Origin of the sequence: Pseudomonas sp. DD1, assembly GCF_044510355.1 — a bacterium.
Taxonomy (GTDB): domain Bacteria; phylum Pseudomonadota; class Gammaproteobacteria; order Pseudomonadales; family Pseudomonadaceae; genus Aquipseudomonas; species Aquipseudomonas shahriarae.
This window is the reverse complement of the sequence record NZ_MSAJ01000022.1, coordinates 564,381-590,936: the sequence shown is the minus strand read 5'-3', so window position 1 is coordinate 590,936 and position 26,556 is coordinate 564,381. Positions and strand designations below refer to the sequence as shown.

At 62.5% G+C, this 26,556-nt stretch carries 29 protein-coding genes; 14 read left to right on the top strand and 15 right to left on the bottom strand.

The genetic code is table 11. From position 1 onward, the window contains the following. Positions 1–91: 91 nt before the first annotated feature. Entirely contained in the window at positions 92–523 is a 432-nt protein-coding gene (locus PSFL_RS16055; RefSeq protein ID WP_010168580.1) for an OsmC family protein, read from the bottom strand. A gap of 212 nt (positions 524–735) precedes the next feature. On the opposite strand from PSFL_RS16055, the gene PSFL_RS16050 reads away from it, so the two are divergent. Continuing rightward, positions 736–1,737 (top strand): LLM class flavin-dependent oxidoreductase, encoded by a 1,002-nt coding sequence (locus PSFL_RS16050; RefSeq protein ID WP_170060077.1) that lies wholly within the window; start codon positions 736–738, stop codon positions 1,735–1,737. 67 nt (positions 1,738–1,804) lie between these two features. Here the strand turns inward: PSFL_RS16050 and PSFL_RS16045 are convergent, their stop codons facing one another. Beyond that, entirely contained in the window at positions 1,805–2,029 is a 225-nt protein-coding gene (locus PSFL_RS16045) for a DUF1161 domain-containing protein (RefSeq protein ID WP_057439269.1), read from the bottom strand. Between the two features lie 115 nt (positions 2,030–2,144). Further along, positions 2,145–2,360, bottom strand: a complete 216-nt coding sequence (locus PSFL_RS16040) for a dodecin (protein WP_057439270.1) — start codon at positions 2,358–2,360, stop codon at positions 2,145–2,147. A 155-nt stretch (positions 2,361–2,515) separates the two neighbouring features. Between PSFL_RS16040 and PSFL_RS16035 the strand changes: the two genes are divergently transcribed. Further along, entirely contained in the window at positions 2,516–2,842 is a 327-nt protein-coding gene (locus PSFL_RS16035) for a YqjD family protein (RefSeq protein ID WP_003170746.1), read from the top strand. Here PSFL_RS16035 and PSFL_RS16030 read toward each other — a convergent pair. Beyond that, positions 2,839–3,735, bottom strand: coding sequence for a LysR family transcriptional regulator (locus tag PSFL_RS16030; protein WP_397470262.1), 897 nt, complete (start codon positions 3,733–3,735; stop codon positions 2,839–2,841). The genes PSFL_RS16035 and PSFL_RS16030 overlap by 4 nt on opposite strands. A gap of 109 nt (positions 3,736–3,844) precedes the next feature. Here PSFL_RS16030 and trpB point away from each other — a divergent pair, with 109 nt between their 5' ends. Together trpB and trpA are read left to right on the top strand one after the other, a co-directional pair. Then, positions 3,845–5,071: a tryptophan synthase subunit beta gene (gene trpB / locus PSFL_RS16025; protein WP_057439272.1), complete on the top strand. Its 1,227-nt coding sequence runs from the start codon at positions 3,845–3,847 to the stop codon at positions 5,069–5,071. Continuing rightward, entirely contained in the window at positions 5,071–5,880 is an 810-nt protein-coding gene (gene trpA / locus PSFL_RS16020) for a tryptophan synthase subunit alpha (RefSeq protein WP_057439273.1), read from the top strand. Before trpB ends, trpA begins: the two co-directional genes overlap by 1 nt. A 138-nt stretch (positions 5,881–6,018) precedes the next feature. Here trpA and PSFL_RS16015 read toward each other — a convergent pair whose 3' ends face one another. The 6 genes from PSFL_RS16015 to PSFL_RS15990 form a co-directional block, all read right to left on the bottom strand. Next, complete coding sequence (locus PSFL_RS16015; protein ID WP_057957887.1) at positions 6,019–7,335, bottom strand: MFS transporter; 1,317 nt, start codon at positions 7,333–7,335, stop codon at positions 6,019–6,021. 150 nt (positions 7,336–7,485) lie between these two features. Further along, positions 7,486–8,634, bottom strand: a complete 1,149-nt coding sequence (dgoD, locus tag PSFL_RS16010) for a galactonate dehydratase (RefSeq protein ID WP_216312004.1) — start codon at positions 8,632–8,634, stop codon at positions 7,486–7,488. Positions 8,635–8,680: 46 nt separating this feature from the next. Continuing rightward, on the bottom strand, positions 8,681–9,301 hold the full coding sequence (locus PSFL_RS16005; RefSeq protein ID WP_057957886.1) for a 2-dehydro-3-deoxy-6-phosphogalactonate aldolase: 621 nt from the start codon (positions 9,299–9,301) through the stop codon (positions 8,681–8,683). A gap of 1 nt (position 9,302) precedes the next feature. After that, entirely contained in the window at positions 9,303–10,268 is a 966-nt protein-coding gene (locus PSFL_RS16000) for a 2-dehydro-3-deoxygalactonokinase (RefSeq protein WP_397470261.1), read from the bottom strand. Positions 10,269–10,431: 163 nt separating this feature from the next. Next, entirely contained in the window at positions 10,432–10,758 is a 327-nt protein-coding gene (locus tag PSFL_RS15995; protein WP_057444830.1) for a DOPA 4,5-dioxygenase family protein, read from the bottom strand. A 31-nt stretch (positions 10,759–10,789) separates the two neighbouring features. Beyond that, entirely contained in the window at positions 10,790–11,740 is a 951-nt protein-coding gene (locus PSFL_RS15990; RefSeq protein ID WP_397470260.1) for a choline sulfate utilization transcriptional regulator, read from the bottom strand. Positions 11,741–11,843: 103 nt separating this feature from the next. Here PSFL_RS15990 and betC point away from each other — a divergent pair, with 103 nt between their 5' ends. The 3 genes from betC (at position 11,844) to PSFL_RS15975 (ending at position 15,939) form a co-directional block, all read left to right on the top strand. Further along, the gene (gene betC, locus PSFL_RS15985; protein ID WP_397470259.1) at positions 11,844–13,358 is read left to right on the top strand and encodes a choline-sulfatase; all 1,515 of its coding nucleotides are present in this window, start codon (positions 11,844–11,846) and stop codon (positions 13,356–13,358) included. Between the two features lie 19 nt (positions 13,359–13,377). Beyond that, a complete protein-coding gene (gene choX / locus PSFL_RS15980) occupies positions 13,378–14,295 on the top strand; it encodes a choline ABC transporter substrate-binding protein (RefSeq protein ID WP_397470258.1) in 918 nt (305 codons plus the stop codon). Between the two features lie 81 nt (positions 14,296–14,376). Next, entirely contained in the window at positions 14,377–15,939 is a 1,563-nt protein-coding gene (locus tag PSFL_RS15975) for a SulP family inorganic anion transporter (RefSeq protein WP_170045464.1), read from the top strand. Positions 15,940–15,986: 47 nt separating this feature from the next. On the opposite strand, the gene aroE is transcribed toward PSFL_RS15975, so the two are convergent. Beyond that, positions 15,987–16,811 carry a shikimate dehydrogenase gene (aroE, locus tag PSFL_RS15970; protein WP_397470257.1) on the bottom strand — a complete coding sequence of 275 codons (825 nt, stop codon included), beginning with the start codon at positions 16,809–16,811 and terminating at the stop codon, positions 15,987–15,989. Beyond that, positions 16,811–17,743, bottom strand: a complete 933-nt coding sequence (gene hemF, locus PSFL_RS15965; RefSeq protein WP_057957881.1) for an oxygen-dependent coproporphyrinogen oxidase — start codon at positions 17,741–17,743, stop codon at positions 16,811–16,813. Before hemF ends, aroE begins: the two co-directional genes overlap by 1 nt. 159 nt (positions 17,744–17,902) lie before the next feature. Here hemF and PSFL_RS15960 point away from each other — a divergent pair, with 159 nt between their 5' ends. Continuing rightward, positions 17,903–18,880 carry an NADPH:quinone reductase gene (locus PSFL_RS15960; RefSeq protein WP_057439281.1) on the top strand — a complete coding sequence of 326 codons (978 nt, stop codon included), beginning with the start codon at positions 17,903–17,905 and terminating at the stop codon, positions 18,878–18,880. 122 nt (positions 18,881–19,002) lie between these two features. Here PSFL_RS15960 and PSFL_RS15955 read toward each other — a convergent pair whose 3' ends face one another. Beyond that, positions 19,003–19,560, bottom strand: a complete 558-nt coding sequence (locus tag PSFL_RS15955; RefSeq protein ID WP_057957880.1) for an L-threonylcarbamoyladenylate synthase — start codon at positions 19,558–19,560, stop codon at positions 19,003–19,005. 54 nt (positions 19,561–19,614) lie between these two features. Further along, entirely contained in the window at positions 19,615–20,709 is a 1,095-nt protein-coding gene (dprA, locus tag PSFL_RS15950) for a DNA-processing protein DprA (RefSeq protein ID WP_170045461.1), read from the bottom strand. On the opposite strand from dprA, the gene PSFL_RS15945 reads away from it, so the two are divergent. From PSFL_RS15945 to PSFL_RS15920, 6 genes are read left to right on the top strand one after another with little or no spacing between them, the layout of a single operon-like run. After that, complete coding sequence (locus PSFL_RS15945) at positions 20,710–20,985, top strand: hypothetical protein (RefSeq protein WP_128593095.1); 276 nt, start codon at positions 20,710–20,712, stop codon at positions 20,983–20,985. After that, a complete protein-coding gene (def, locus tag PSFL_RS15940; protein ID WP_005783383.1) occupies positions 20,973–21,479 on the top strand; it encodes a peptide deformylase in 507 nt (168 codons plus the stop codon). The genes PSFL_RS15945 and def overlap by 13 nt, the downstream gene beginning before the upstream one ends. Before the next feature lie 57 nt (positions 21,480–21,536). Then, entirely contained in the window at positions 21,537–22,487 is a 951-nt protein-coding gene (fmt, locus tag PSFL_RS15935) for a methionyl-tRNA formyltransferase (RefSeq protein ID WP_273872002.1), read from the top strand. After that, positions 22,487–23,797, top strand: coding sequence for a 16S rRNA (cytosine(967)-C(5))-methyltransferase RsmB (gene rsmB / locus PSFL_RS15930; protein ID WP_115127074.1), 1,311 nt, complete (start codon positions 22,487–22,489; stop codon positions 23,795–23,797). Before fmt ends, rsmB begins: the two co-directional genes overlap by 1 nt. A gap of 23 nt (positions 23,798–23,820) precedes the next feature. Further along, positions 23,821–25,194 carry a Trk system potassium transporter TrkA gene (gene trkA / locus PSFL_RS15925; RefSeq protein ID WP_057957876.1) on the top strand — a complete coding sequence of 458 codons (1,374 nt, stop codon included), beginning with the start codon at positions 23,821–23,823 and terminating at the stop codon, positions 25,192–25,194. An 18-nt stretch (positions 25,195–25,212) separates the two neighbouring features. Beyond that, a complete protein-coding gene (locus PSFL_RS15920) occupies positions 25,213–25,524 on the top strand; it encodes a tetratricopeptide repeat protein (RefSeq protein WP_198799695.1) in 312 nt (103 codons plus the stop codon). A 136-nt stretch (positions 25,525–25,660) separates the two neighbouring features. Here the strand turns inward: PSFL_RS15920 and PSFL_RS15915 are convergent, their stop codons facing one another. Beyond that, positions 25,661–26,548 carry a lysophospholipid acyltransferase gene (locus tag PSFL_RS15915; protein ID WP_057439284.1) on the bottom strand — a complete coding sequence of 296 codons (888 nt, stop codon included), beginning with the start codon at positions 26,546–26,548 and terminating at the stop codon, positions 25,661–25,663. Positions 26,549–26,556 lie beyond the last annotated feature (8 nt).

The following is a 26,556-nucleotide window of genomic DNA, read 5'->3' as shown; positions in this document are numbered from 1 at the left end:
AGACCACATTTGCGAAACGCGAGTTCTGATTTAACGCAGAACAAAATGTGGGGGGCGAGCAAGCCCGCTCCCACATTGGACCTGCGCAGGGTCAGCTGACGAGGGTGCCATCCAGGGTGATGGTGGCATTCAGCACCTTGGACACTGGGCATCCTTCCTTGGCCTTCTTGCTCAGTTCATCGAACTGCGCCTGGCTCGCGCCGGGAATCTTGGCCTTGAGGATCAGGTGAACCGCCGTGATCGCAAAACCACCGTCCACCTGGTCCAGGGTCACTTCGGCCTGGGTGTCGATACTGTCGGCCTTGAGCCCGGCATCACCGAGAATCATGGAAAAGGCCATGGAGAAACAACCGGCATGGGCCGCGCCGATCAGTTCTTCAGGGTTAGTGCCCTTGCCGCCTTCGAAACGTGCCTTGAAGCCGTAGGGGGCTTCGCGCAGTACGCCGGTTTCGGTCGAGATAGAACCCAGACCGGTTTTCAGGTCGCCTTCCCAGTGTGCGGAGGCTTTTTTCACGATACTCATAGCGATCTCCCAAGCAGTGGTTGTGCATCAGTAAGGTTCTGAGGATAGAACCTCTGGCAAAGTTCACCCCGTCGGAAAAACCAAGTGGATTAGTAGGAAATTTCATGCCCACTATTGAATCTCGGGTATATGCCCACATTGCATAGAACATGCACATGAAGCGGCAGGTTTTGGTTCGTCACAAGCCTGCGCCCCTATGGAGAAGCAGGCTTATGAAACCACTGTCCGATGTAAAGTTCTCGACCCTCGACCTGGTACCGGTGCGCGCCAATGGCAGCCCGGCGCAGTCGCTGCGCAATTCCCTGGACCTGGCCCAGCACGTGGAAAAGCTCGGCTACACCCGTTTCTGGGTAGCCGAGCACCACAATATGGATGGCATCGCCAGCTCCGCGACCTCGGTACTGCTGGGCTACCTGGCCGGCGGCACCTCGACCATCCGGGTCGGCGCAGGCGGCGTGATGCTGCCCAACCATGCGCCACTGGTGATCGCTGAACAGTTCGGCACCCTGGAGAGCCTCTACCCCGGCCGGATCGACCTGGGCCTGGGCCGCGCACCCGGCTCCGACCAGATGACCGCCCGCGCCTTGCGCCGCGAGCGCTCCGGCAGCGCCGATGACTTCCCGGAAGATGTGGCCGAGTTGATGGCCTACCTGGGCCCGCGTACCCCCGACCAACGGGTGATCGCCATGCCGGGCACCGGCACCAACGTCCCGATCTGGCTGCTCGGCTCCAGCCTGTTCAGCGCCCAACTGGCCGGCGAGCGCGGTTTGCCCTACGCCTTCGCCTCCCATTTCGCACCGCGCATGATGCATGAGGCGATTCGCGTCTATCGCAATCACTTCAAGCCTTCGGCGGTGCTCGACAAGCCTTATGTAATGCTCGGGGTGCCGCTGGTGGCCGCCGATACCGATGAACAGGCCGATTACCTGGCCACGTCGGTCTACCAACGGATCCTCGCGCTGATGCGTGGGCAAAGCCTGGTCCAGCGCCCGCCAGTCGACAGCATGGACGGCCTGTGGCTGCCCCATGAGAAAGACGCGGTAGGTAGTTTTCTAGGCCTGGCAATGGTGGGGAGCCCGGCGAAGATTCGCGCCAAGCTGGAGGTGTTGATCGAGCAGACCGGTGCCGATGAGCTGATCTTTACCTGCGACCTGTACGAGCATGCTGATCGGATTCATTCCTACGAGCTGCTGTCACAAGTGATGAAGGGCTAAACCCCTGTGGGCGTTGTCGAGCCTTGGCGAGGCTCGACAACGCCCACAGTTGGTTGCTACCACGGGATCACCCGCGGTTGTAGACGATTTCCTTGGTACCACCTTCGCAACTGCCGACCACTTCGCCGTTGGTTGCGCTGCCTTTATCGACAATTTCCAGGGTGTACCCGGAAGCGCCATTGGCCTGGATCTTGGCGTCGATTTCGCTTTTCAGCTCGCCACAAGGTTTGCCAGCCGCCAAGGCTGTACCTGCCAGGCTCAACAAACCTACCGCTAACAGAAACTTTTTCATCCGTTACTTTCCTTGCGCTGATCAAAAAATGTACGCCGACACGCAGGGTATCGGCGCCCAAAGGGTGTAGCGCAGGTTATGGCAATCGGCCAGCGTGCAAGTTCAACCGTGCCGATCAACTATTGGCAATACGGAAGCCCACCTTGAGGGTCACCTGGAAGTGCGCGGCCTTGCCGTCCTTGATGTGGCCACGGGTTTCGGTGACCTCAAACCACTCCAAGTGCTTGATGCTCTTGTTGGCCTCGGCCAGGGCATTGTTGATGGCGTCCTCGATGCTGGTTGGGGACGAGCCCACCAGTTCGACTTTTTTGTAGGTGTGATGATCAGTCATGAGTGCTCTCCTGGGTCGATGAATACAGCCTAGCAGTGATTCTTCGTACTGCTTCTGGCGACTCTTCTCACCTGAAAGTTCAGATTTACTGCACTTTCTGAAACCCCCGCAGTCGGAATCAACACACGTCACTCATTCACTCCAGGAGAGCCCACATGGCCAACACCTCTTTACGCAAAGCGTCATTGGAAAGCATGGAAGCCGAGATTTCGAGCCTGCTCAAATCCCTTGAGAGCCTCAAGGACGATGCATCCGACGAGTCGCGCAAAACCCTCAAGGCCCTGAAAAGCAATGCCGAGAATGCCCTCAAGCACTCCCGCCATCTGATCAGCGATGCCTACGAAGAAAGCAAAGTGAAAATCCGCGAAACCGGGGTTGCCACCCGTGACTATGCCCAGGAGCACCCTTGGACCACCGCCGGCGTTGCCGTTGGCGCACTGGGCCTGCTGGCGGCCTACCTGCTGTGCAAACGCGGTGACTAAACTGGTTGGCGCGCAAGCTCAGCCTTGAGCCATTGCGCCAACTGCCGGGCGCGCCCATCCGCGGCGCGCTTGGGTAGCCACAACGCCAGTTGCGCCGGGGTTTGACTAAAACCCCACGGCGCAACCAGGCGACCGGCACGCACGTCCTCCGCCACCAGCGGTTGCGGTGCGATCGCCACCCCCAGGCCCGCTACGGCCGCCTCCAGCAAATAATACAAATGTTCAAAACCCTGGCCGTACTTAAGCGCGCTGGCGTCGATGCCATGGTGCTGCGCCCAATTGGGCCAGGCTTGTGGACGCGAGGTGGTGTGCAACAGGGCTTCGCCCAGCAAGGCCTGGGCGGGCACCTGGCGCAGGGCCTGGTAATGGGCAAAGTGCGGGCTCATCACCGGGCCGATCCGCTCGCTGGCCAGCTCATACACCTGCATATCGGCCGGCCACGGCGGCTCGGCAAACACCAGCAAGGCATCCAAGCCCGGCCGCCTGGGGTCAAGATCGCCTTCGCCCGCTGATAGATGCAGGCGCAAATCCGGCAAATCCGCATTCAAGCGCCCCAGCCGTGGAATAAACCAGCGCGCCAGCAAACTGCCGGAACAGCCGAGGACAAACGGCGCATCAGCGCTGCTCTGGGTCAGTTCCCCGCACACATCCCGCAGGCGCTCGAACGCCTCGAAGCTGGCATCGCGCAGCCGCACCCCGGCATCTGTGAGTTTAATGCCACGCCCATCCTTGACGAAAAGACTCACCCCAAGGTGTTCTTCCAACACTTTCAGTTGTCGGCTGACGGCACCGTGGGTCACATGCAATTGCTCGGCAGCCTGACTGACGCTGTTGAGGCGGGCAGTGGCTTCGAACGCACGCAGGGCGTTAAGGGGTGGAAGGTCTCGGCTCATCTGTGAGTTTTCCTGACAGGTTGCGGCGATCTTATCGGTTTTCACGGTACAGCGTCAGGGGTAGAGTGGCCGTCATTGCCTCTCCCACCTCTTCACCCTGGAGCGCACCATGACTCAGTCCCAGACCGATTTACGCAACGGCCCTGATGCCAACGGCCTGTTTGGCGCGTTCGGCGGCCGCTACGTGGCAGAAACCCTGATGCCGTTGATCCTCGACCTGGCCCGCGAATACGAAGCGGCCAAAGTCGATCCGTCCTTCAACGAAGAACTGGCCTACTTCCAGCGCGACTACGTCGGACGCCCAAGCCCGCTGTATTTCGCCGAGCGCCTGACCGAGTTCTGCGGCGGCGCCAAGATCTACCTCAAGCGTGAAGAGCTGAACCACACCGGCGCGCACAAGATCAATAACTGCATCGGCCAGATCCTGCTGGCGCGGCGCATGGGCAAAAAACGCATCATCGCCGAGACCGGCGCCGGCATGCACGGCGTGGCCACCGCCACCGTCGCCGCGCGGTTTGGCCTGCAATGCGTGATCTACATGGGCACCACCGATATCGAGCGCCAGCAGGCCAACGTGTTCCGCATGAAGCTGCTGGGTGCCGAAGTGATCCCAGTGGTCGCCGGCACCGGTACCCTCAAGGACGCGATGAACGAAGCCCTGCGCGACTGGGTAACCAACGTCGACAGCACCTTCTACCTGATCGGCACCGTGGCCGGCCCGCACCCATACCCTGCGATGGTGCGCGACTTCCAGGCGGTGATCGGCAAGGAAACCCGCACCCAGTTGCAAGCCCAGGAAGGCCGCCTGCCGGACAGCTTGGTGGCGTGCATCGGCGGTGGCTCGAATGCCATGGGCCTGTTCCACCCGTTCCTCGATGACACCAGCGTGGAGATCATTGGTGTTGAAGCCGCCGGCTACGGCATCGAAACCGGCAAGCACGCGGCCAGCCTCAATGGCGGCGTACCGGGCGTGCTGCACGGCAACCGAACCTTCCTGTTGCAGGACGACGACGGCCAGATCATCGACGCCCACTCGATCTCTGCGGGCCTCGATTACCCCGGCATCGGCCCTGAGCATGCATGGTTGCACGACATTGGCCGCGTCCAGTACACCTCGGTAACCGACGACGAAGCCCTCGACGCCTTCCACAAATGCTGCCGCCTGGAAGGGATTATTCCGGCACTGGAAAGCGCCCACGCCCTGGCCGAAGTGTTCAAGCGCGCCCCGACCCTGCCCAAGGATCACCTGATGGTGGTCAACCTGTCAGGCCGTGGCGACAAGGACATGCAGACCGTTATGCACCATATGGAAACCGCCAAGCAGGAGAAACACTGATGAGCCGCCTGCAAACCCGCTTTGCGCAACTCAAGGAACAAAACCGCGCCGCCCTGGTGACCTTCGTTACCGCTGGCGACCCGGGGTATGACACCTCCCTGGCGATCCTCAAGGGCTTGCCGGCAGCCGGCGCCGATGTGATCGAACTGGGCATGCCTTTCACCGACCCCATGGCCGATGGCCCGGCGATCCAGCTGGCCAATATCCGTGCGTTGGGCGCCAAGCAGAACCTGGCGAAAACCCTGCAGATGGTGCGCGAGTTCCGCAAGGGCAACACTGATACACCGCTGGTGCTGATGGGCTACTTCAACCCGATCCACATGTACGGCGTGCCACGGTTTATCAGTGACGCAAAAGAGGCCGGCGTCGATGGCCTGATCGTGGTCGATATGCCACCGGAACATAACAGCGAACTGTGCGACCCGGCCCAGGCCGCGGGCATCGACTTTATCCGCCTGACCACGCCAACCACTGACGATGTGCGCCTGCCCACCGTGCTCAACGGCAGCTCCGGGTTTGTGTACTACGTGTCGGTGGCCGGTGTGACCGGTGCCGGTGCCGCCACCCTGGAGCACGTGGAAGAAGCCGTCGGCCGCCTGCGCCGGCATACCGACCTGCCGATCAGCATCGGCTTCGGCATCCGCACCCCGGAACAAGCCGCCGCCATCGCCCGCCTGGCGGACGGTGTGGTGGTGGGGTCGGCGCTGATCGACCACATCGCCAACGCCAGCAACGACCAGCAAGCGATTGACGGGGTGTTGAGCCTGTGTGCAGCGCTATCGGAAGGTGTGCGTAACGCTCGCAAGTAAGATTCTTGCGGTGGGCAATCGGGCAGTTGTGGCGAGGGAGCTTGCTCCCGTTGGACTGCGTAGCAGTCCCATTTTAGGGCCGCTTCGCGCCCCAACGGGAGCAAGCTCCCTCGCCACAGGCCCCTAGCGGATAGGTATCTATTCCTTGAGCTCGATGCGCTCGACCTTGCCCACCAGCAATATGTAGGACAGCGCCCCCAGCAGCGCCAGCACCGCAATGTAGGTAATCGCCGGCGCAAACGAATCGCCCGTGGCCAGAAAGCCAATGACGATCGGCGTGGTAATCGCCGCCAGGTTGCCGATGAAATTGAACACCCCCCCAGTCAGCCCCAACAGCCGCGCCGGCGCCAGGGTCGAGACCAGCGACCAGGTGATCGACGCCAGGCCATTGCCGAAAAACGCCACCGCCAGGAACGCAATCACCAGTGGCGTCGAATCGACGAAGTTGGCGCCAATGATTGCTGTGGAAATCAGCAGGCCGCTGATGATCGGCAACTTGCGCGCAAACCCCACCGAGGTGCCACGGCGGATCAGCCAGTCGGAAAACAGCCCGGAACACAACACCCCGACAAACGCCGCGAGGAAGGGTAGCGAGGCGAGCAGGCCGGACTTGATGAAGTCCATGCCGCGATATTTCACCAGGTAGGTCGGGAACCATGTCAGGAAAAACCACAGGGTCGAGTTCAGGCAGAACTGGCCCAGGTAGATGCCCCACAGCTTGCGCTTGCTCAGCACGATCCCCAGGTCGACCCAACTGAAGGGCGCCTTGCGCTTGGCAGTTTGTGCGTCCAGGTCCACCAGGCCGCCGCCTGCGCGGATCAGCTCGATTTCTGCGCTATTGACCCCTTTGAAGTCCCGCGGCTCGCGGTACACCGCGTACCACACCAGCGCCCAGAGAATGCCCACCGCGCCGGTGCTGATAAACACCATGTGCCAGCCATAGTGGTGCTGCAACCAGGCCAGCACCGGGGTGAGGAACGCCAGCCCGACGAACTGCCCGGACGTGTAGAAACCAATGGCCGTGGCACGCTCGCGCTCGGGAAACCAACTGGTGACGACCCGGCTGTTGATCGGATAAGCCGGCGCTTCCAGGGCACCCACCGCCATGCGCAACACGAACAACGCGATAAAGCTCGCAGCAAAGCCCAGCATCACCGTGGCAATCGACCATAACAGCAGGGCGGCGGTATACAGAATGCGCGGCGGCACCCGGTCCACCAGCCAGCCGCCGGGGATTTGCATGGCGGCATAGGTCCAGCCGAACGCCGAAAAAATCAGCCCGACATGCACCGGGTCGATGCCCAGCTCACTGGTCAGGGCTGGCGCGGCAATCGACAGGTTGCTGCGGTCCAGGTAGTTGATCACCACCGTGATAAACAGCAGGACCATGATGAAGTAACGCTTGCGGCTGGGCGTGACTAAAGACGCCTGCCCGGTGAGGGTTTCAGGGTGCATGGGGGAGCCTCTTATTATGTTTATTGAGGTCGGTTAACGGCTACCGGGTTGAAAGTGGGAGCTGGCTTGCCTGCGATGGCGGCGGAACATTCAAGATTGCTATCGCAGGCAAGCCAGCTCCCACACTGACCACGTGCCATCAGGTGAAAATCACCACTCGGCAAAGCTGCCATCGGCATGCCGCCAGATGGGGTTGCGCCAGCGGTGACCAATGGCCGCGCGCTCGATCACGTACTCCTCGTTGATCTCAATCCCCAGGCCCGGCCCGTTGGGGATCTTCACGAAGCCTTGGTCGTAATCGAAAACTCCCGGATCGCGCACGTAGTCGAGCAGGTCATTGCTCTCGTTGTAGTGAATGCCCAGGCTTTGCTCCTGGATAAACGCGTTGTAACAAACCGCGTCCAGTTGCAGGCACGCCGCCAGGGCAATCGGCCCCAGCGGGCAGTGCAGGGCCAGGGCCACGTCGTAGGCTTCGGCCATGTTGGCGATCTTGCGGGTTTCGGTGATGCCGCCGGCATGGGACGCATCCGGCTGGATGATGTCGACGTAGCCTTCGCTGAGCACGCGCTTGAAATCCCACCGTGAGAACAGCCGCTCACCCAAGGCAATCGGAGTGCTGGTCAGGGGCGCCAGCTCCTTGAGCGCTTCGTAGTTTTCGCTGAGCACCGGTTCTTCGATAAACATCAACTTGTACGGGTCCAGCTCTTTCATCAGCACCTTGGCCATGGGCTTGTGCACGCGGCCATGGAAGTCCACGCCGATGCCGACATTCGGGCCGACCGCATCGCGCACGGCGGCGACGTTGGCCAGGGCCTGGTCGACCTTGTCGAAGGTGTCGAGAAATTGCAGCTCCTCGGTGCCATTCATCTTCACCGCCGTAAACCCACGGGCCACGGCGTCCTTGGCCGCACGGGCGGTGTCAGCCGGGCGGTCGCCGCCGATCCACGAATAGACACGGATCTTGTCCCGCACCTGGCCGCCCAGCAGGTCGCTGACCGACACCCCGAGGGCCTTGCCCTTAATGTCCCACAAGGCCTGGTCGATGCCGGCCAGGGCGCTCATATGAATCGCACCGCCCCGGTAGAAGCCGCCGCGATACAGCACGGTCCAGATATCTTCGATATTGCGTGGGTCTTTGCCGATCAAATAGTCGGACAGCTCCTCGACCGCGGCCGCCACGGTGTGGGCGCGGCCTTCAACCACGGGCTCGCCCCAACCGGTCACACCCTGGTCGGTTTCCACTTTGAGGAAGCACCAGCGCGGCGGCACGATAAAGGTGGTCAGTTTGGTGATTTTCATCTGCTTATCTCTCTTGTCGGATGCAGCGCCTGGGCGCCAGGCACACTCAGTTCAAGGCGTTCCAGGCAGCGACATACGCCTGGGCACGGCTCGCCACCTGCTCGACACTCATGCCGGGCTTGAACAGCCCGGAGCCCAGGCCAAAGCCCTTGACCCCGGCGTCGACGAACACTTGCATGTTGTCCGGGGTAATCCCGCCCACCGGCAGCAGGACCGTGCCGGCCGGCAGCACCGCCAGCCAGGCCTTGACCACCGCCGGGCCCATTTGCTCGGCCGGGAACAGCTTCAGCACATCGGCACCTTCGGCCAGGGCGGCGAAAGCTTCAGTGGGCGTCGCGACCCCGGGCGACAGGTACAGGCCCGCGGCTTTTGCGGCGCGCAGCACCTTGGCATCACTGTGGGGCATAACGATCACCTGGCCACCCGCCGCCTTCACCCGCTCCACCTGCTCGGGCGTCAGCACGGTGCCGGCACCGATCAGGCAATCGGCGGGCAACGTCTCACGCAGGGTGCGGATGCTGGTGTAGGGATCGGGCGAGTTGAGCGGCACTTCGATCACCCGGAACCCGGCCTGGTACAGCACCTGGCCGACAGCTGCGGCCTCATCCGGGCGCAGGCCCCGCAGGATCGCGATCAAACCGTTTTGAGTGAGTGCTTGCTTGAGCATGTCAGGCCTCGATTGCAGGTTGAATGAGCCCGGCGGCCAGTGCCAATTGCCACAGGCCGCGCTGAGTTGCTTCTTGCGCGAGGCTGACGTGGCTGAAACCACACAGGGCGAGGGCGCGCTGGTAACGGGCGCAGAGGGCGTTGGCGCCGACCAGGATGATCGGCGGGGTGCGTGCACGGTCGGGCAAGCCGGCCAGTTCATGGCCGATCAGCAGGCCGGACAGGTAGTCGGGTTGCTGCTCAGGGGTCAGTTCAGCGGTCAACCCGAGGGTGCGCGCGCTGAACAGGGTCGACAGCACCCCACGCTGGCCATCCTCTGAAAGCGCCACGTGCACGCCTCGGTCAAACGCTTGGGCCTGGAACTGCCCGGCGCTCTTTTGCGTACGCCCCAGAATGCTGTGCGTGCTCAGCACCGCGAACAGTTCACCGGTCATGAAGGTGTCAAAGTGGGTGATGCGGCCTTCGACCACCTCGACCCATTTGGAATGGCTGCCGGGCAGGCCGATCAATAACTCAGCGCAGGCTGGCAGGCTTTGCAGCACGCCGAGCACCTGGGTTTCTTCGCCGCGCATCACGTTGGGCAAGCCGACCTGCTCGATCACGCCGGGCACGATATGCACATCGACACCGCGCAGGCTGCGTACCTTGTGCAGGGCCTGGCCGAGGCTGGCGACGTCGACCGGCGTCTTGCGATAGGCCGCTTCGCCCCACCCCTGGGCGCTGCCGACCATGCCGCAGGCAATCACCGGCAGATCGGGCTGCGCAGCCAGCCAGTCGCCACAGGCGTCATCAAACGCCAGTTCAAACCCATCGCTGCAGTGAATGCCGGCAATCACCCGTGGTTCGCTGGGCAAATGCATGATCCCCGACGCCAGCGAGCGCTGTTCGAGGACCTGGCCACCGGGGCCGAGCTTATAAGCACGAAGGGAACTGGTACCCCAATCGAGCGCGATCAATTGCGCCGGCATCGCTTCACCTGGAATGTGACAGATGGCCGACTATAAACCTAAGGCTTGAAATATCTCAATATATAAATATCAATCCCATATAGTGGAACAAGATAAAGAAAATCCCCACGCCCCCGTACTTTTCATCGCACAGGAACGTGAGGATTCAGCTGACAGCAACTGGTTAAAAAATCGACAGATCCAACGGGCGCATGGCCCCCATCCAGATCGCGTAGTCGGTGTGGTCCTTCAGGTCATCGCCGGTATCCGGGTGCAGAAACACCACCAACCCATTGCGATTGAGCGCCAGCCACGGCAGCGCCACGCCGATGTACTGCGGGTCGAACGCCAGCTGGCAGCTCCAATCCGGGTGCGGGCCCACCGGGCGCTCATGCATGCGCCCCATGCGCAGCGGGAAGATGGCCGCCGCGTCTTCACACAGCGTGCGCGCCTGGTCGATCGTACTGGCGTCGAAGTAGATATGGGCGTGGTAGCCCTTGATACGTTGCATGACAGGCTCCGGACTCGTTGATCGGCCGATCCTAGACCGCAATCGACGGCAGGGCCAGCCCGGCCAGGGGCTGCGCGCTGCTGGCCTGCTCCGCCGCCAGCCACTCGACAAACCGTTCGATCAGCTGCCCGCGGCGTTTGCGCTGGGGCAACACCACGTAATATCCAAAGCGCGAGATCACCGTGTCGCCTATCGGCCGGCACAACCACTTCTGCTCCAGCAGGTTATCCACCAGATGGCGCCAGCCGATGGCCACGCCCTGGCCGGCAATCGCCGCCTGGATCAGCAGGGTGTAATTGTCGAAACGCAGCGGCCCCGGGGTTGGTGCGGCGGTGATCCCCAGTTCGCGAAACACCCCGTTCCAGTCGAACCACTGGCTGTTGTTTTCCTGGCGCAGGTGCAACAGCGGCAGTTCCTGCAGGCTTTGTAGCGACAGTGGTGCAGTGCGGCCCTTGAGCAGTTGCGGGCTGCACACCGGGAACACTTCCTCGTTGAACAACCACTGGCTGTGGCCCTGGCGAAAACGTCCATCGCCAAACAATACCGCCACATCAATATCACTGCGCAAGGTCGCGTGGTTGCGCTCGCTGGTGACCAGGCTCACATCCACCTGTGGGTTGGCTTCGTGAAAGCGATGCAGACGTGGCATCAGCCAGTAGGCAGCAAAGGCGAAGTCTGTCGCCACTTGCAACACTTCATGCTGGTCCTGCTCTGTGATCGCGCCCAGGCCCGTATCAATGCTCTGCAACCCGGCCTGAACATGTTCGAACAGCAACATGCCCGCGTCCGTCAGTTCGATGCCACGGTAGATGCGATCAAACAGGCGCACCGCCAGTTGTTCTTCCAGGCGCTTGATCTGCTGACTGACAGCCGGCTGGGTGGTGCCCAGCTCCATGGCCGCTGCGGTGAAGCTGCGATGACGGGCGGCCGCTTCAAAGGCCCGCAATAGACCCAGCGACAGGTTACCCAGGGCTTTATACATAAGCGGTGCTTATCCTAGACATTGCTTTTCATGGGCTTTACCACGGTTTCCATGGCCTGCATGCTCAATCGCATAAACACTGACTATGGAATGCCGAGAGACCATGAAGCGCAAGAACATTCTTTTCATCATGGCCGATCAAATGGCCGCGCCGTTGCTTCCGTTCTACGGGCCTTCGCCGATCAAACTGCCCAACCTGAGCCGCCTCGCCGCCCAGGGCGTGGTGTTCGACGCTGCATACTGCAACAGCCCGCTGTGCGCGCCGTCGCGCTTTACCCTGGTCAGCGGCCAGTTGCCGAGCAAGATCGGCGCCTACGACAACGCAGCAGATTTCCCCGCCGACGTCCCGACTTACGCCCACTACCTGCGCCGCCTCGGCTATCGCACGGCGCTGTCGGGCAAGATGCATTTCTGCGGGCCCGACCAGTTGCACGGCTATGAAGAGCGCCTCACCAGCGATATCTACCCCGCCGACTACGGCTGGGCGGTGAACTGGGATGAGCCCGACGTGCGCCCCACCTGGTATCACAATATGTCGTCGGTGCTGCAAGCCGGCCCGTGTGTGCGTACCAACCAGCTGGATTTCGACGAAGAGGTGGTGTTCAAGGCCCAGCAGTACCTGTTCGACCATATTCGCGAGGACGGCGACCAGCCGTTCTGCCTCACGGTGTCCATGACCCACCCCCACGACCCGTACACCATTCCCAAGCCGTTCTGGGATCTGTACGACGACAGTGACATCCCAATGCCTACAACCCCGGCCCAGACCGAGCTGGACCCCCATTCCCAGCGCCTGCTCAAGGTCTACGACCTGTGGGACAAGCCGCTGCCTGTGGATAAGATCCGCCATGCGCGGCGCGCCTACTTCGGTGCCTGCAGCTACATCGACAGCAATGTCGGCAAACTCCTGCAAACCCTGCAGGACACTGGCCTGGCCGAGGACACCATCATTGTGTTCTCCGGCGACCACGGCGACATGCTCGGCGAGCGTGGGCTCTGGTACAAAATGCACTGGTTTGAAATGGCCGCGCGGGTGCCGCTACTGGTCTGTGCGCCGGGGCAATTCCAGGCCGGGCGGGTGAGTGCGGCGGTGTCCACTGCCGACCTGTTGCCGACCCTGGTGGAGCTGGCCGGCGGTGAACTCGACGCCAACCTGCCCCTGGATGGCCGCTCGCTGGTCCCGCACTTGCAAGGGCAGGGCGGGCATGACGAGGTGTTCGGCGAATACATGGCCGAAGGCACCATCGGCCCACTGATGATGATTCGCCGGGGCGCCTACAAATTCATCTACAGCGAGGACGATCCTTGCCTGCTGTTCGATGTACACAACGACCCCCGTGAGCAGGAAGAACTCAGCCAGTCGCCGGCCCACCGTGCGCTGTTCGACGCCTTCCTGGTCGAGGCGCGAGCCAAATGGGACATGCCCGCGATCCACCAGCAAGTGCTCGCCAGCCAGCGCCGCCGGCGCCTGGTATACGAGGCGCTGACGCTGGGCAAACTCAAGAGCTGGGATCACCAGCCGCTGGTAGACGCCAGCCAGCAGTACATGCGCAACCATATCGACCTCGACGATCTGGAGCGCAAGGCACGTTATCCACAACCCTGCCAAAACCAATAAATCCAGTGAGGGGAAGGCCATGCAAAAGTTATCCACAGCCGTGAGTGCCGTACTGTTATTGAGTGCTAGCCAGGTGTACGCCGACGCCCGTTGCGAGACGGTAAAAATGGCCGACCCCGGCTGGAGCGACATTGCCGCCACCAACGCCATCACTGGTTTTTTACTGAGCGGCATGGGTTACAAGGCCAAGGTCGATACCCTGGCGGTGCCGATCACCTTTGGCGGGCTCAAGGACGGCCAGGTGGATGTGTTTATGGGGAACTGGATGCCGGCGCAGCAGGGCTTCTACGACAAGTTCGTGGCCAATGGCGACGTGGTGCAACTGGCGAAAAACCTCGAGGGCACCGAGTTCACCCTCGCGGTGCCGGACTATGTGTGGGAGGCCGGCGTGCGTGACTTTGCCGACCTGAATAAATTCGCCGACAAGTTCGACAAGAAGATCTACGGCATCGGCTCCGGCGCGCCGGCCAACCTGTCGCTGCAAGAGATCATCAAGAAAAACGACTTCGACCTCGGCCAGTGGAAGCTGATCGAATCCAGTGAGCAGGCGATGCTCGCCGAGGTGTCCAGGGCGGTGAAGCGCGAGCGTTTCGTCACCTTCCTCGGCTGGACGCCCCACCCGATGAACGTGCAGTTGAAGATGCGCTACCTCAAGGGCGGCGAAAAATACTTCGGCGACACCGGCAGCGTGTACACCCTGACTCGCAAGGGTTATGCACAAGCCTGCCCGAATGTGGCGAAACTGCTGACCAACCTGACGTTTACCCAGGACATGGAGAACAGCATCATGGCCGAGGTAGCGAACAACAAGGTCAGCAATGCCGACGCGGCGAAGGCATGGATCAAGGCCAATCCGGCGGCGCTGGAGCAGTGGCTGGAGGGAGTCAAAACACTGGATGGCCAGGAGGCATTGGCGGCGGTCAAGGCCAGGCTTTAGCAGCGCCCACACAAGCCAGCGCCCACAGGGCAGTGTTTGTGCTGATACCCTGACTCAAACTTTTTTGACCTGAGCTGCCCAATGCCCCGGCCCCATACACTCTTCCCCTTCCTGCGCTGGCTGCCGCGCCAGACCCGCGCCAGCGTCGGCCGGGATGCGTTGGTCGGCCTCAGCGGCGCGGTGCTGGCCTTGCCGCAATCCATCGCCTACGCCCTGATCGCCGGCCTGCCCCCCGAATACGGCTTGTATGCGGCAATCATCCCGGTGCTGATTGCCTGCCTGTGGGGTTCGTCCTGGCATTTGATCTGCGGTCCGACGGCGGCGATTTCCATCGTGCTCTACGCCAGCATCAGTCCGCTGGCGGTGCCGGGCTCGCAGGACTACATCACCCTGATTCTGTTACTGACCTTGCTTGCCGGCGTATTTCAATGGCTATTGGGCATACTGCGCTTTGGTGCGCTGGTCAATTTCGTCTCCCATTCCGTCGTCCTCGGTTTCACCCTCGGCGCGGCAGTGGTCATCGCCCTGGGCCAGTTGCCGAACCTGCTGGGGCTCGACCTGCCCAGCCAGGCCACGGCCATCAACAGCCTGCTGGCGCTGATCGACCACGGCGGCGAGTGGGATCGCCCGTCACTGGCCCTTGGCCTGGGCACCTTGCTGGTGGGAGCGCTGCTTAAATACTGCGTACCGCGCTGGCCGAACTTGTTGATTGCCCTGGCCCTGGGCAGCCTGGCGACGTGGGCGTGGCCGGCGATGTTCGGGCATGTGGCGCGGGTCAGCTCATTTGTTGGCCAACTGCCGCCGTTCAGCCCGTTGCCGCTGGACCTGGACATGATCCTGCGCCTGCTACCCAGTGCCGTGGCGGTGGGCATGCTGGGGTTGGTGACCAGCCTGTCGATTGCCCGCTCGCTGTCGGCGCGCTCGCAACAACTGCTCGATGCCAATCAGGAAGTACGCGCCCAGGGGTTATCCAATATCGTCGGCGGATTTTTCTCCGGCTACCTGTCGGCTGGTTCCTTCACCCGCTCGGGCCTGAGTTACGAGGCGGGCGCCTGTTCGCCGCTGGCGGGGGTGTTTTCGGCGTTATGGGTGGCACTGTTTGCGCTGTTTGGCGCGGCGTTGATTGCGCATATCCCTATCCCGAGTATGGCCGCCAGCATTCTGCTGATCTGCTGGGGCCTGGTGGACCATCGTGGCATCCGCGCACTGTGGCGGGTCAGCCGTGCCGAGTGTGTGGTGATGGGCCTGACCTGCCTGGCTACCTTGCTGCTGGAGCTGCAAACGGCAATCTATGCCGGCGTGCTGGCATCGTTGTTCTTCTACCTCAAGCGCACCTCACAGCCACGGGTCCAGCAATGGCGCGATGGGGAAGACGATGTGCTGCGGGTCGGTGGCTCGATCTTCTTTGGCGCCAGCCATTACCTGCAAGTGCGCTTGCAGCGCCTGCAAGGCCTGCGGGTGGTGATCGAGGCGCAGCAGATCAACTTTATCGACTATTCCGGGGTGGAGATGCTGCACCAGGAGGCGCGGCGATTGCGGGGCCTGGGGCGCAGCCTGACGTTGCGCCGGGCCCGGCCGCAAGTGGTGGAGGAGTTGAGGAAGCTGGAGGGGGCCGACAAGTGCCCGATCCTTTTCGAAGACTGACACGGTCAAAAACTGTAGGAGCTGGCTGGCCAGCTCCTACATTAGAATCAGTTAGCCGCCAGTTGTTTGCGCAGTTCAGCCAGCACCGGCGCCGAATCCGGCCGCACCCCGCGCCACAGGTAGAAGGCTTCCGCCGCCTGCTCCACCAGCATGCCCAAGCCATCCATTGCCACCGCCGCACCGTGTTCAGTGGCCCATTGGCAGAATGCGGTCGGCTCCTTGGCGTACATCATGTCGTAGCAAAAGGTCTTGCCCGGTTCGACCAGGCTGCCGGCAATCGGCGGTACATCGCCTGACAGGCTGGCCGAAGTGGCGTTGATGATGAGGTCCACCGGTTCACTCAGCCAATCGAAACCGCTGGCAGACACCGGCCCCAGGTCATCGAACAGTTCGGCCAGCCGCTCGGCTTTTTCCACAGTGCGGTTGGCGATAACCAGCGAGGCCGGCTGTTGCGCCAGCAGTGGTTCCAGGGCGCCGCGTACCGCGCCGCCGGCACCGAGCAGCAGGATGCGCTTGCCCGCCAGGCTCAGGCCGGCGTTGACGGTCAAGTCGCGCACCAGGCCGGCGCCATCGGTGTTGTCGCCCAACAGACTGCCATCGGCCAGCTTGCTCAGGGTGTTCACCGCGCCTGCGCGCTGCGCACGCTCGGTCAGGGCGTTGGCCAGGCGGTAGGCCTCTTCCTTGAATGGCACGGTGACGTTGGCACCGCGCCCTTGCAGGAAAAATTCACGGGCACAGCCGGTGAAATCCTCGAGCGGCGCCAGCAGCGTGTTGTAGTCCAGCGCCTCGCCGGTCTGCTCGGCAAACAGGCGATGAATCAGCGGCGACTTGCTGTGGCCGATGGGGTTGCCGAACACCACATAACGATCCATCAGCTGGCCGCCTTGGGCGCAGCAAGGCCGAGCCAGTCACGGTCTTGCAGGAAGTAGTCGGTCAGGCGCGCTTCTTCGCTGCCGGCAATGGCCTTCCAGTCATAGCTCCAGCGCACTTGCGGTGGCAGCGACATCAGGATCGACTCGGTACGCCCGCCCGATTGCAGGCCGAACAGCGTGCCACGGTCGTAGACCAGGTTGAATTCCACGTAGCGCCCACGGCGGAATTCCTGGAACTGGCGCTGCTGCTCGGTGTAGGCCATCGCCTGGCGACGCTGGACGATCGGCAGGTAAGCGTCGATGTAGGCGTCGCCAATGGCGCGGATAAAGGCGAAGCAGGTGTCGAAGTCCCACTCGTTCAAGTCATCGAAGAACAGGCCGCCAATGCCCCGGGGCTCGTTGCGGTGCTTGATGTGGAAGTAGCTGTCGCACCAGGCCTTGTAGCGCGGGTAAACGTCCGCGCCAAATGGCGCACAGGCCTGCTCGGCCACGCGGTGCCAGTGGATGCAGTCTTCTTCGTTAGCGTAGTAGGGCGTCAGGTCGAAGCCGCCACCGAACCACCACACCGGCTCTTCGCCTTCTTTCTCGGCGATGAAAAATCGCACGTTGGCGTGGGACGTCGGCACATGGGGGTTATGCGGGTGGATCACCAGGGACACGCCGAGGGCCTCAAAACCACGACCGGCGAGCTCCGGGCGGTGGGCACTGGCGGACGGTGGCAGGCCGCTGCCGAACACGTGGGAAAAGTTGACGCCGCCTTTTTCGATCACGCTCCCGTTCTCGATTACCCGCGTGCGGCCACCGCCGCCGGCTGGGCGCGTCCAGGCGTCTTCGATAAAGCGCGTATCGGCCTCGAAGGTTTCCAGGGCGCTGCAAATGCGGTCTTGCAGGTCGAGCAGGTAGGCTTTTACAGCCTCGGTGCGGGTAGTCATGGCATCACCTTGAATCGGGCAAAGCTACGCGAGGCCATTGGGCGTCGGCGGCAAAGGGCGCACAGGATACCACCGCGCCGGGCGCTGCCACAGTTGACGAAGATCAAGCATAAGAGTCCGATAGGAGCCTTTGGCGAAACAGACTTGAGGAGAGAGCAGATGGCCAAACGTATCCAGTTCAGCGCCCATGGCGGCCCCGAAGTACTTGAGTATGTGGACTACACGCCAGCGGAACCAGGCCCACAGCAGGTCCGGGTGCGGAACAAGGCCATTGGCCTGAACTTCATCGACACCTATTACCGCAGCGGCTTGTACGCACCGCCGGCCCTGCCCTCGGGCCTGGGCGCAGAAGGCGCGGGCGTGGTGGATGCGGTGGGCAGCGAAGTCAGCCAGTTCAAGGTCGGCGACCGCGTGGCCTACGGCAGCGGCCCGCTGGGTGCGTACAGCGAGCTGCATGTGTTGCCGGCGGCCAACCTGGTGCACCTGCCGGACGCCATCAGCTTCGAGCAAGCCGCCGGCGCCATGCTCAAGGGCCTGACCGTGCAGTACCTGCTGCGCCAGACCTATGAGTTGAAAGGCGGCGAAACTATCCTGTTCCACGCCGCTGCCGGTGGCGTCGGCTCCCTGGCTTGCCAATGGGCCAAGGCCCTGGGCGTGAAGCTGATCGGGACGGTCAGTTCGCCGGAAAAAGCCGCCCTGGCCAAATCCCTCGGCGCCTGGGAAACCATCGACTACAGCCAGGAAAATGTCCCACAGCGGGTGCTGGAACTGACCGACGGCAAGAAGTGCCCGGTGGTGTACGACGGCGTCGGCAAGGACACCTGGCTCGCCTCGCTGGACAGCGTCGCGCCCCGTGGCCTGCTGGTGAGTTTCGGCAATGCGTCGGGCGCGGTGGAGGGGGTGAACCTGGGGATTCTGGCCGCCAAAGGCTCACTGTATGTCACCCGGCCAACACTCGCGACCTACGCCAATACGCCACAGAACCTGCAGGCCATGGCTGACGATCTATTTGGCATGATCGAAAGCGGCAAGGTGCGCATTGATATCAACCAGCGGTATTCCCTGGCGGACGCGGCGAAGGCGCAGGTGGAGTTGTCGGGGCGGCGGACGACGGGGTCGACCATTTTGTTGCCATAGGATCTCGATGGTTTGGCAGACCGCTATCGCGGGCAAGTCCGCTCCCACATTCGAGCGCATTCCCATGCTGGAAATCGGTCGAATGTGGGAGCGAGCTTGCTCGCGATAGCCACGCCTGGGTCTCAGGACGGGCGCCGAACCTCGCCCGTCGCCAGATCCCGAATCAAACTAGGGTTCTTGCGCCCACCCAGGCGCCCACCCAGCACCAGGTCTACCTGCCCCCGGAAATACTGCTCTACCCGGATCCGCGTGCGCGCCGCCGGCCGGCCCTGGGGGTTGGCCGAGGTGGAGATCAGTGGCCCCACCAGCGAACACAAATCCCGCACCAGCGGGTGATCAGTGACCCGCAACGCTACCGTGTCGTGCTTACCGGTAATCCATTCCGGCAGCAGATCCTGGTGGGGGACCAACCAGGTGTTGGGCCCCGGCCAGGTACTGGCCATGCGGTCGATCCAGGTGTCCGGGAAGTCTTCGAATAGAAAATCGAATTGCCGGATATTGTCGGCGACCAGGATCAAGCCCTTATCCACCGAGCGGCCCTTGATCGCCAGCAGGCGATCTACCGCTTCTTCGTTCCACGGGTCGCAGCCCAGGCCCCACACGGCCTCGGTCGGATAGGCAATCACCGCGCCAGCGCGAACTTCTCGTGCGGCTTGTTGCACACGCCACCTGTTGACCATTACTCACTCTCCGGACTAAAGCTCTGCGCAGTTTACCGATCTTCGTAACAAAACCTAACTGCGCGCGAGCCAGCGGCCGCTTTCACAGATCACCCGGCCCTCCAGCTCCAGTTCGGTAAGGCTCACCAACACCTGGGACAGGCTTTGCCCGCTGGCAATGGCCAAACTTTCACTGGTCTGGGGCGCCGCGTGCAGCAGCGCCACCAGCGGGTGGGTCACCGCCACCGGCGCGGGCCGCGACAACGCCTGCCAGCCGCGCAACCCTTCAAGAATGTGTTCGATGGTTTCCACCAACACCGCACCGTCACGGATCAACTGATGGCAGCCCCGGGCCCCCGGATGATGAATCGAACCCGGTATCGCATACACCTCGCGCCCCTGCTCGGCGGCCAGCCTCGCAGTAATCAGCGAGCCACTGGCAACGCTGGCTTCCACCACCAGCACGCCCAGGGACAGACCACTGATAATGCGGTTGCGTCGTGGGAAGTTTCCAGCCTGAGGCCCGGCGTCCAGCGGAAACTCGGAAACCACCGCGCTGCCCTGGGCAATCATTGCCTCGGCGAGCCGGCGGTGGCGCTGTGGATAAAAATTTTCCAGGCCGGTGCCCAGCACCCCGATAGTCTGCCCCCCGACATCTAATGCCGCCTGGTGGGCCGCCCCATCAATTCCCAGGGCCAACCCACTGGTGATGACAAAACCGGCGCTCGCCAGGCTGCGGGAAAAGGCTGCCGCCGTGTCCATTCCGGGGCGCGAAGCGCGTCGGCTGCCGACCATGGCCAACTGCGGTTTTTCCAGGATCGTGGGCGTGCCGGCCACGAATAATAACGGCGGCGCATCGTCCAGTTCGGCCAGCAAGGCTGGGTAGTCGGGCTGGTCCCACATCAACAAATGCTGGGCCGGGCGCTCTAGCCAGGCCAATGCGGCGCTGGCGCCATCGCGCACTTGCGCACTGCGCCGGGCTTCGGCGCAGGCCGCCGGCAACCCCAGGGAGCGCCAGGCACTGGCTGGCGCGCCGATGGCTTTTGAGGCGCAGCCAAAGGCCTCGATCAATGTTTTAAAACGCCTTGGCCCCAGCTCCGGCATACGGTGCAAACGCAGGCGGGCTTCGAGCTCGGCAGGGGAAATATTCGGAGTATGAATGACTGACATATGATCATCCTTGATCAGGAACAAGCTGTGGATAACTCTGTTGGTAACTTCTTTAGCAGGCTAATTATTGCAACTGGTTATTGCCGCCCAACCGGGCCGCCTGTTTTGAAGACGAGTAGCGATTTCCTCATGGGGGCAATCTCCTTTATTATGTGGGTTCGCGTGAAATGCCTGGCCTTCGCGGCCTGCGAGCGTTTCACACCGGCCGTGCGGGTGTCCCGACGCCGATTTGCCTTTACCTCACATGTGCAGCAATTACGCTTATGGCTATTTTGAACATCCTCGAATTCCCGGACTCGCGCCTGCGCACTATCGCCAAACCGGTGGCCGTAGTGGACGACAAGGTTCGTCAGTTGGTCGATGACATGTTTGAAACAATGTATGAAGCACCGGGCATCGGCCTCGCCGCCACCCAGGTCAACGTGCACTTGCGCGTGGTGGTCATGGACCTGTCCGAAGACCGCAGCGAACCGAGGGTGTACATCAACCCGGAGTTCGAGCCGTTGACCGACGAGATGGGCGAATACCAGGAAGGCTGCCTGTCGGTGCCGGAGTTCTACGAGAACGTCGAGCGCCCGCTGCGCGTCAAGATCAAGGCCCTGGACCGCGATGGCAAACCCTTCGAGCTGATTGCCGAAGGCCTGTTGGCGGTGTGCATCCAGCATGAGTGCGACCACCTCAACGGCAAGCTGTTTGTCGATTACCTGTCCACGCTCAAACGCGACCGGATCAAGAAGAAACTGGAAAAGAAGCATCGCCAGCAAGCTTGATTCCCTTCTTTCAAAGGCTTGCTCCGGCAAGCCTTTTTCTTTTGTGAGACGTTTCCCATGACCGAGCCACTGCGCATCGTTTTTGCCGGCACCCCTGAATTTGCCGCCGAACACCTCAAGGCCCTGCTTGCCAGCCCTTATGAAATCGTCGCGGTGTACACCCAGCCGGATCGCCCGGCCGGCCGTGGGCAAAAACTGATGCCCAGCCCGGTCAAGCAGCTTGCCCTGGAACACGGCATTGTCGTGCTGCAACCGCCAACCCTGCGCAATGCCGAGGCCCAGGCTGAACTGGCCGCGCTGCAGCCGGACCTGCTGGTGGTGGTGGCCTACGGCCTGATCCTCCCCCAGGCGGTGCTGGATATCCCGCGCCTGGGCTGCATCAACAGCCATGCCTCGCTGCTGCCGCGCTGGCGCGGTGCGGCGCCGATCCAGCGCGCGGTGCAAGCCGGTGACGCCGAAAGCGGCGTGACCGTGATGCGCATGGAAGCCGGCCTGGACACCGGGCCGATGCTGCTCAAGGTCACCACGCCCATCACCGCACAAGACACCGGCGGCAGCCTGCACGACCGCCTGGCCGAGATGGGCCCGCCTGCGGTGGTAGAGGCGATTGCCGGCCTCGCTGCTGGCACCTTGCAGGGTGAAGTGCAGGACGACAGCCTCGCCACCTACGCCCACAAGCTGAACAAGGACGAAGCACGCATCGACTGGAGCCGCCCGGCCGTGGAGCTGGAGCGCCTGGTACGCGCCTTCAACCCGTGGCCGATCTGCCACAGCACCCTCAATGGCGAAGCCTTGAAAGTCCTCGCCGCCACCCTGGCCGAAGGCAGCGGCGCCCCCGGTGAAATCATCGGCGCCAGCAAGGAAGGCCTGCTGGTGGCCTGCGGCGAACAGGCACTGTGTCTGACCCGTCTGCAATTGCCCGGTGGCAAGGCGCTGAACTTCAGTGATTTGTTCAACAGCCGTCGTGAGAAATTTGCCCCCGGCATCATCCTCGGAGTGGACGCTTGATGAACCCGCGTTTGGCCGCCGCCAAGGCCCTGGCCGCCGTGCTCAACGGCAAGGCTTCCCTGAACAGCTCGTTGCCGGTGCAACTGGATAAAGTCGAAGACCGTGATCGCGGCTTCACCCAGGACCTGGCCTTTGGCACCGCCCGCTGGCAGCCGCGTCTGTCGGCGCTGGCGGCCAAGCTGCTGCAAAAGCCGTTCAAGGCCGCCGATGCCGACGTCGAGGCGTTGCTGCTGGTGGGGCTGTACCAATTGCTCTATAGCCGGGTGCCGGCCCACGCCGCCATCGGCGAAACCGTAGGCTGCGCCGACAAACTGAAAAAGCCATGGGCCAAGGCCTTGCTCAATGCCGTGCTGCGCCGCGCCCAGCGCGAAAGCGAGGGGTTGCTGGCCGAGCTCGAACACGACCCGGTAGTGCGCACTGCGCACCCGCGCTGGCTGCAAAAATCCCTCAAGGCGTTCTGGCCAGAGCAGTGGGAAGCCATCTGCGCTGCCAACAATGCCCACCCGCCAATGATTCTGCGGGTCAATCGTCGCCATCACAGCCGCGATGCCTATCTCCAATTACTGGCAGAGGCCGGCATCAATGCCAGCGCCTGTGTGTACAGCCAGGACGGCATCGTGCTGGAGACCGCAGGCGATGTGCGCAGCCTGCCAGGCTTTGCCGAAGGCTGGATCAGCGTGCAGGACGAAGCCGCGCAACTGGCCGCCGACCTGCTTGACCTGGCGCCGGGCCAACGGGTGCTGGACGCCTGCTGCGCGCCGGGCGGCAAGACCTGTCACATCATGGAAGTCGAGCCCGGCCTGGCCGGCGTCGTCGCCGTCGACTTGGAAGCCAAGCGCCTGGTACGCGTGCGCGAAAACCTTGCTCGCCTGGGCCTGGACGCCGAGCTGATTGCCGCCGATGGGCGCGACACCGCCACCTGGTGGGATGGCAAGCCGTTCCAGCGCATCCTGCTGGATGCGCCATGTTCCGCCACCGGTGTTATCCGCCGCCATCCGGATATCAAGCTGACCCGCCAACCCGACGACATCGCCGCCCTGGCTGTGCTGCAAGGCGAGTTGCTGGACGCGTTGTGGCCGACGCTGGAGGTCGGTGGCATCCTGCTCTACGCCACCTGCTCGACGTTGCCGACCGAAAACACCGAAGTGATCGAAGCCTTCCTCGCCCGCACCAGCGGCGCGCGGGAGTTGGACATTGCCACCACCGCCGGCATCAAGCAGCCCCACGGTCGCCAGTTGCTCGCGCAGGAAGGCGGGCACGATGGCTTCTATTACGCCAAGCTGATCAAGATTGCCGCTGCACGCGGTTGAATGATTTTTAAGGGAGTGACCGGATGAAGATCATCATCCTCGGCGCAGGGCAGGTCGGCGGTACGCTGGCCGAGCATCTGGCCAGTGAAGCCAACGACATTACTGTGGTCGACACCGACGCCGAACGCCTGCGTGGCCTGGGTGACCGCCTGGATATCCGCACGGTCCAGGGCCGCGCCTCGTTCCCCACCGTGTTGCGTCAGGCCGGTGCCGACGATGCCGACATGCTGGTGGCGGTGACCAACAGTGACGAGACCAACATGGTCGCCTGCCAGGTCGCTCACACCCTGTTCCACACCCCGACCAAGATCGCCCGGGTGCGTGAAGCGGCCTACCTGACCCGCGCCGGGCTGTTCGACAACGACGCGATTCCGGTGGACGTGCTGATCAGCCCGGAGCAGGTGGTCACCCACTACATCAAGCGCCTGATCGAAATCCCCGGTGCGCTGCAGGTGATCGACTTTGCCGAAGGCAAGGCGCAACTGGTGGCGGTCAAGGCCTACTACGGCGGGCCGCTGGTGGGCCAGCAACTGCGCCAGCTGCGCGAACATATGCCGAATGTGGAAACCCGCGTAGCCGCGATTTTCCGCCGCGACCGGCCGATCCTGCCCCAGGGCGACACGGTGATCGAAGCCGACGACGAAGTCTTCTTCATCGCCGCCAAGGCCAATATCCGTGCCGTGATGAGCGAAATGCGCCGGCTCGACGAGAGCTACAAGCGCATTGTCATCGCCGGCGGCGGGCAGATTGGCGAACGCCTGGCCGAGGCCATCGAAAGCCGCTACCAGGTGAAGATCATCGAGATGAACGCGGCGCGCTGCCGCTACTTGTCCGATACCCTCGACAGCACCGTGGTGCTGCAAGGCAGTGCGTCGGATCGTGACCTGCTGATGGAAGAAAATATCGCCGACGCGGATATCTTCCTGGCCCTGACCAACGATGACGAGGCCAACATCATGTCATCGCTACTGGCCAAGCGGCTGGGGGCGAAGAAGGTGATGACCATCATCAACAACCCGGCCTATGTGGACCTGATCCAGGGCGGCGACATCGACATTGCCATCAGCCCGCAACTGGCCACCATCGGCACCTTGCTGGCCCACGTGCGGCGCGGCGATATCGTCAGCGTGCACTCATTGCGCCGCGGCGCGGCGGAAGCCATCGAGGCAATTGCCCATGGTGACTCCAAGTCGAGCAAGGTGATCGGCCGGGCGATTCGCGATATCGGCTTGCCACCGGGCACCACCATTGGCGCGATCATCCGCGATGAAGAAGTGATCATCGCCCATGACGACACGGTGATCGCCACGGGTGACCATGTGATTCTGTTCCTGGTGGATAAAAAACATATCCGCGATGTGGAGAAGCTGTTCCACGTGGGGTTGAGCTTTTTCTGATCTGACGGAGAGACCGACATGCTCGAATCCCTGGAAAAAATGCTCGCCAAGGGTGTGGATAACTCGCTGCTGCGCTTTGGCTTGGGCAAGGGTTACCTGGACCTGAAAGACAACGCCAAGGCGGCCGAGCATTTGCAGAGGTGCGTCGGGTTTGACCCGAAGTATTCGGCGGCGTGGAAGCTGCTGGGCAAGGCACACGCTGCGCTGGGCGATAAAAGCGCAGCACGCCAGGCATGGGAGCAGGGGATTGCAGCGGCCCAGGCCCACGGCGACAAGCAGGCCGAGAAAGAGATGACGGTGTTCCTGAAGAAACTCGACCGCCAAGCTTGAATGGAGATCACAAATGTGGGAGCGGGCTTGCTCGCGAATGCGGTGTATCAGCTACACATTCAGTGACTGAGACTCTGCATTCGCGAGCAAGCCCGCTCCCACATTGGTTTTGCATCGACCTTGAGTCAGTCGCGAATCAGTACCAACGTGCCTCGCCTGGCGGGCGTTTCTTGAAGCGCTTCATGCTCCACATGTACTGGCTCGGGTAGGCGCCGACATAACGCTCCACCACCTTGCTCATCGCCGCGCAAGAGGTGGCCGTGTCGGTGCTGTACATGTCTTCCGGCGCCGCTTCCAGGATCACTTTGTAGCCCGAGCCGTCCGGCAGCCGCAGGGCATGCAGGAACACACCCACTGCCTTATGGCCGGCGAGCATGTTCGGCACGAACTTGCTGGTCAGCGCCTGGGTGGCGAAGAACGGTACGAAAATCCCGGCCGATTCCGCCGGCTCCGGATCTGCAGGAATCCCCACCTGGCCGCCCTTGCGCACTTCCTTGATCACGCTGAGGATGCCTTCCTTGGTCGACGCCGCCACCCGGTTGCCCAGTTGCACGCGTTGCTTGCGCAGCAGGTCATCCACTGCCTTGAGCTTGGGCGGGCGGTAGAAAATGATCGGTTTGCACTGGCTGCAATAGAAGTGGTTCAACACTTCCCAGTTGCCCAGGTGGCTGGTGATGCCGACCACGCCTTTGCCCGAGGCCAAGGCTTGCTGCAGCACTTCCAGGCCTTCGACTTCGCGCACCAGGTCGATGGAGCGCTGGGCCGGCCAGATCCAGGCGCAGGCGCTTTCGGTCAGGGACTTGCCGATATCCATCAGGCTCTGGCCCACCAGGCGCTCACGCTCGGCCGGGTCCATGTCCGGGAAACACTTGGAGAGGTTGATCCGCACCGTGTCGCGGGAGCGGTTGGGGGTTTTCCACATGATCCAGCCAATCGCCGAGCCCACGGCTTGCACAGCGCGCCAGGGCAGCAGGGCAAACAATCGCAGAGCGCCTACCAGCAAGGCGCCTTTTAACTTTTCCACAGGTCACT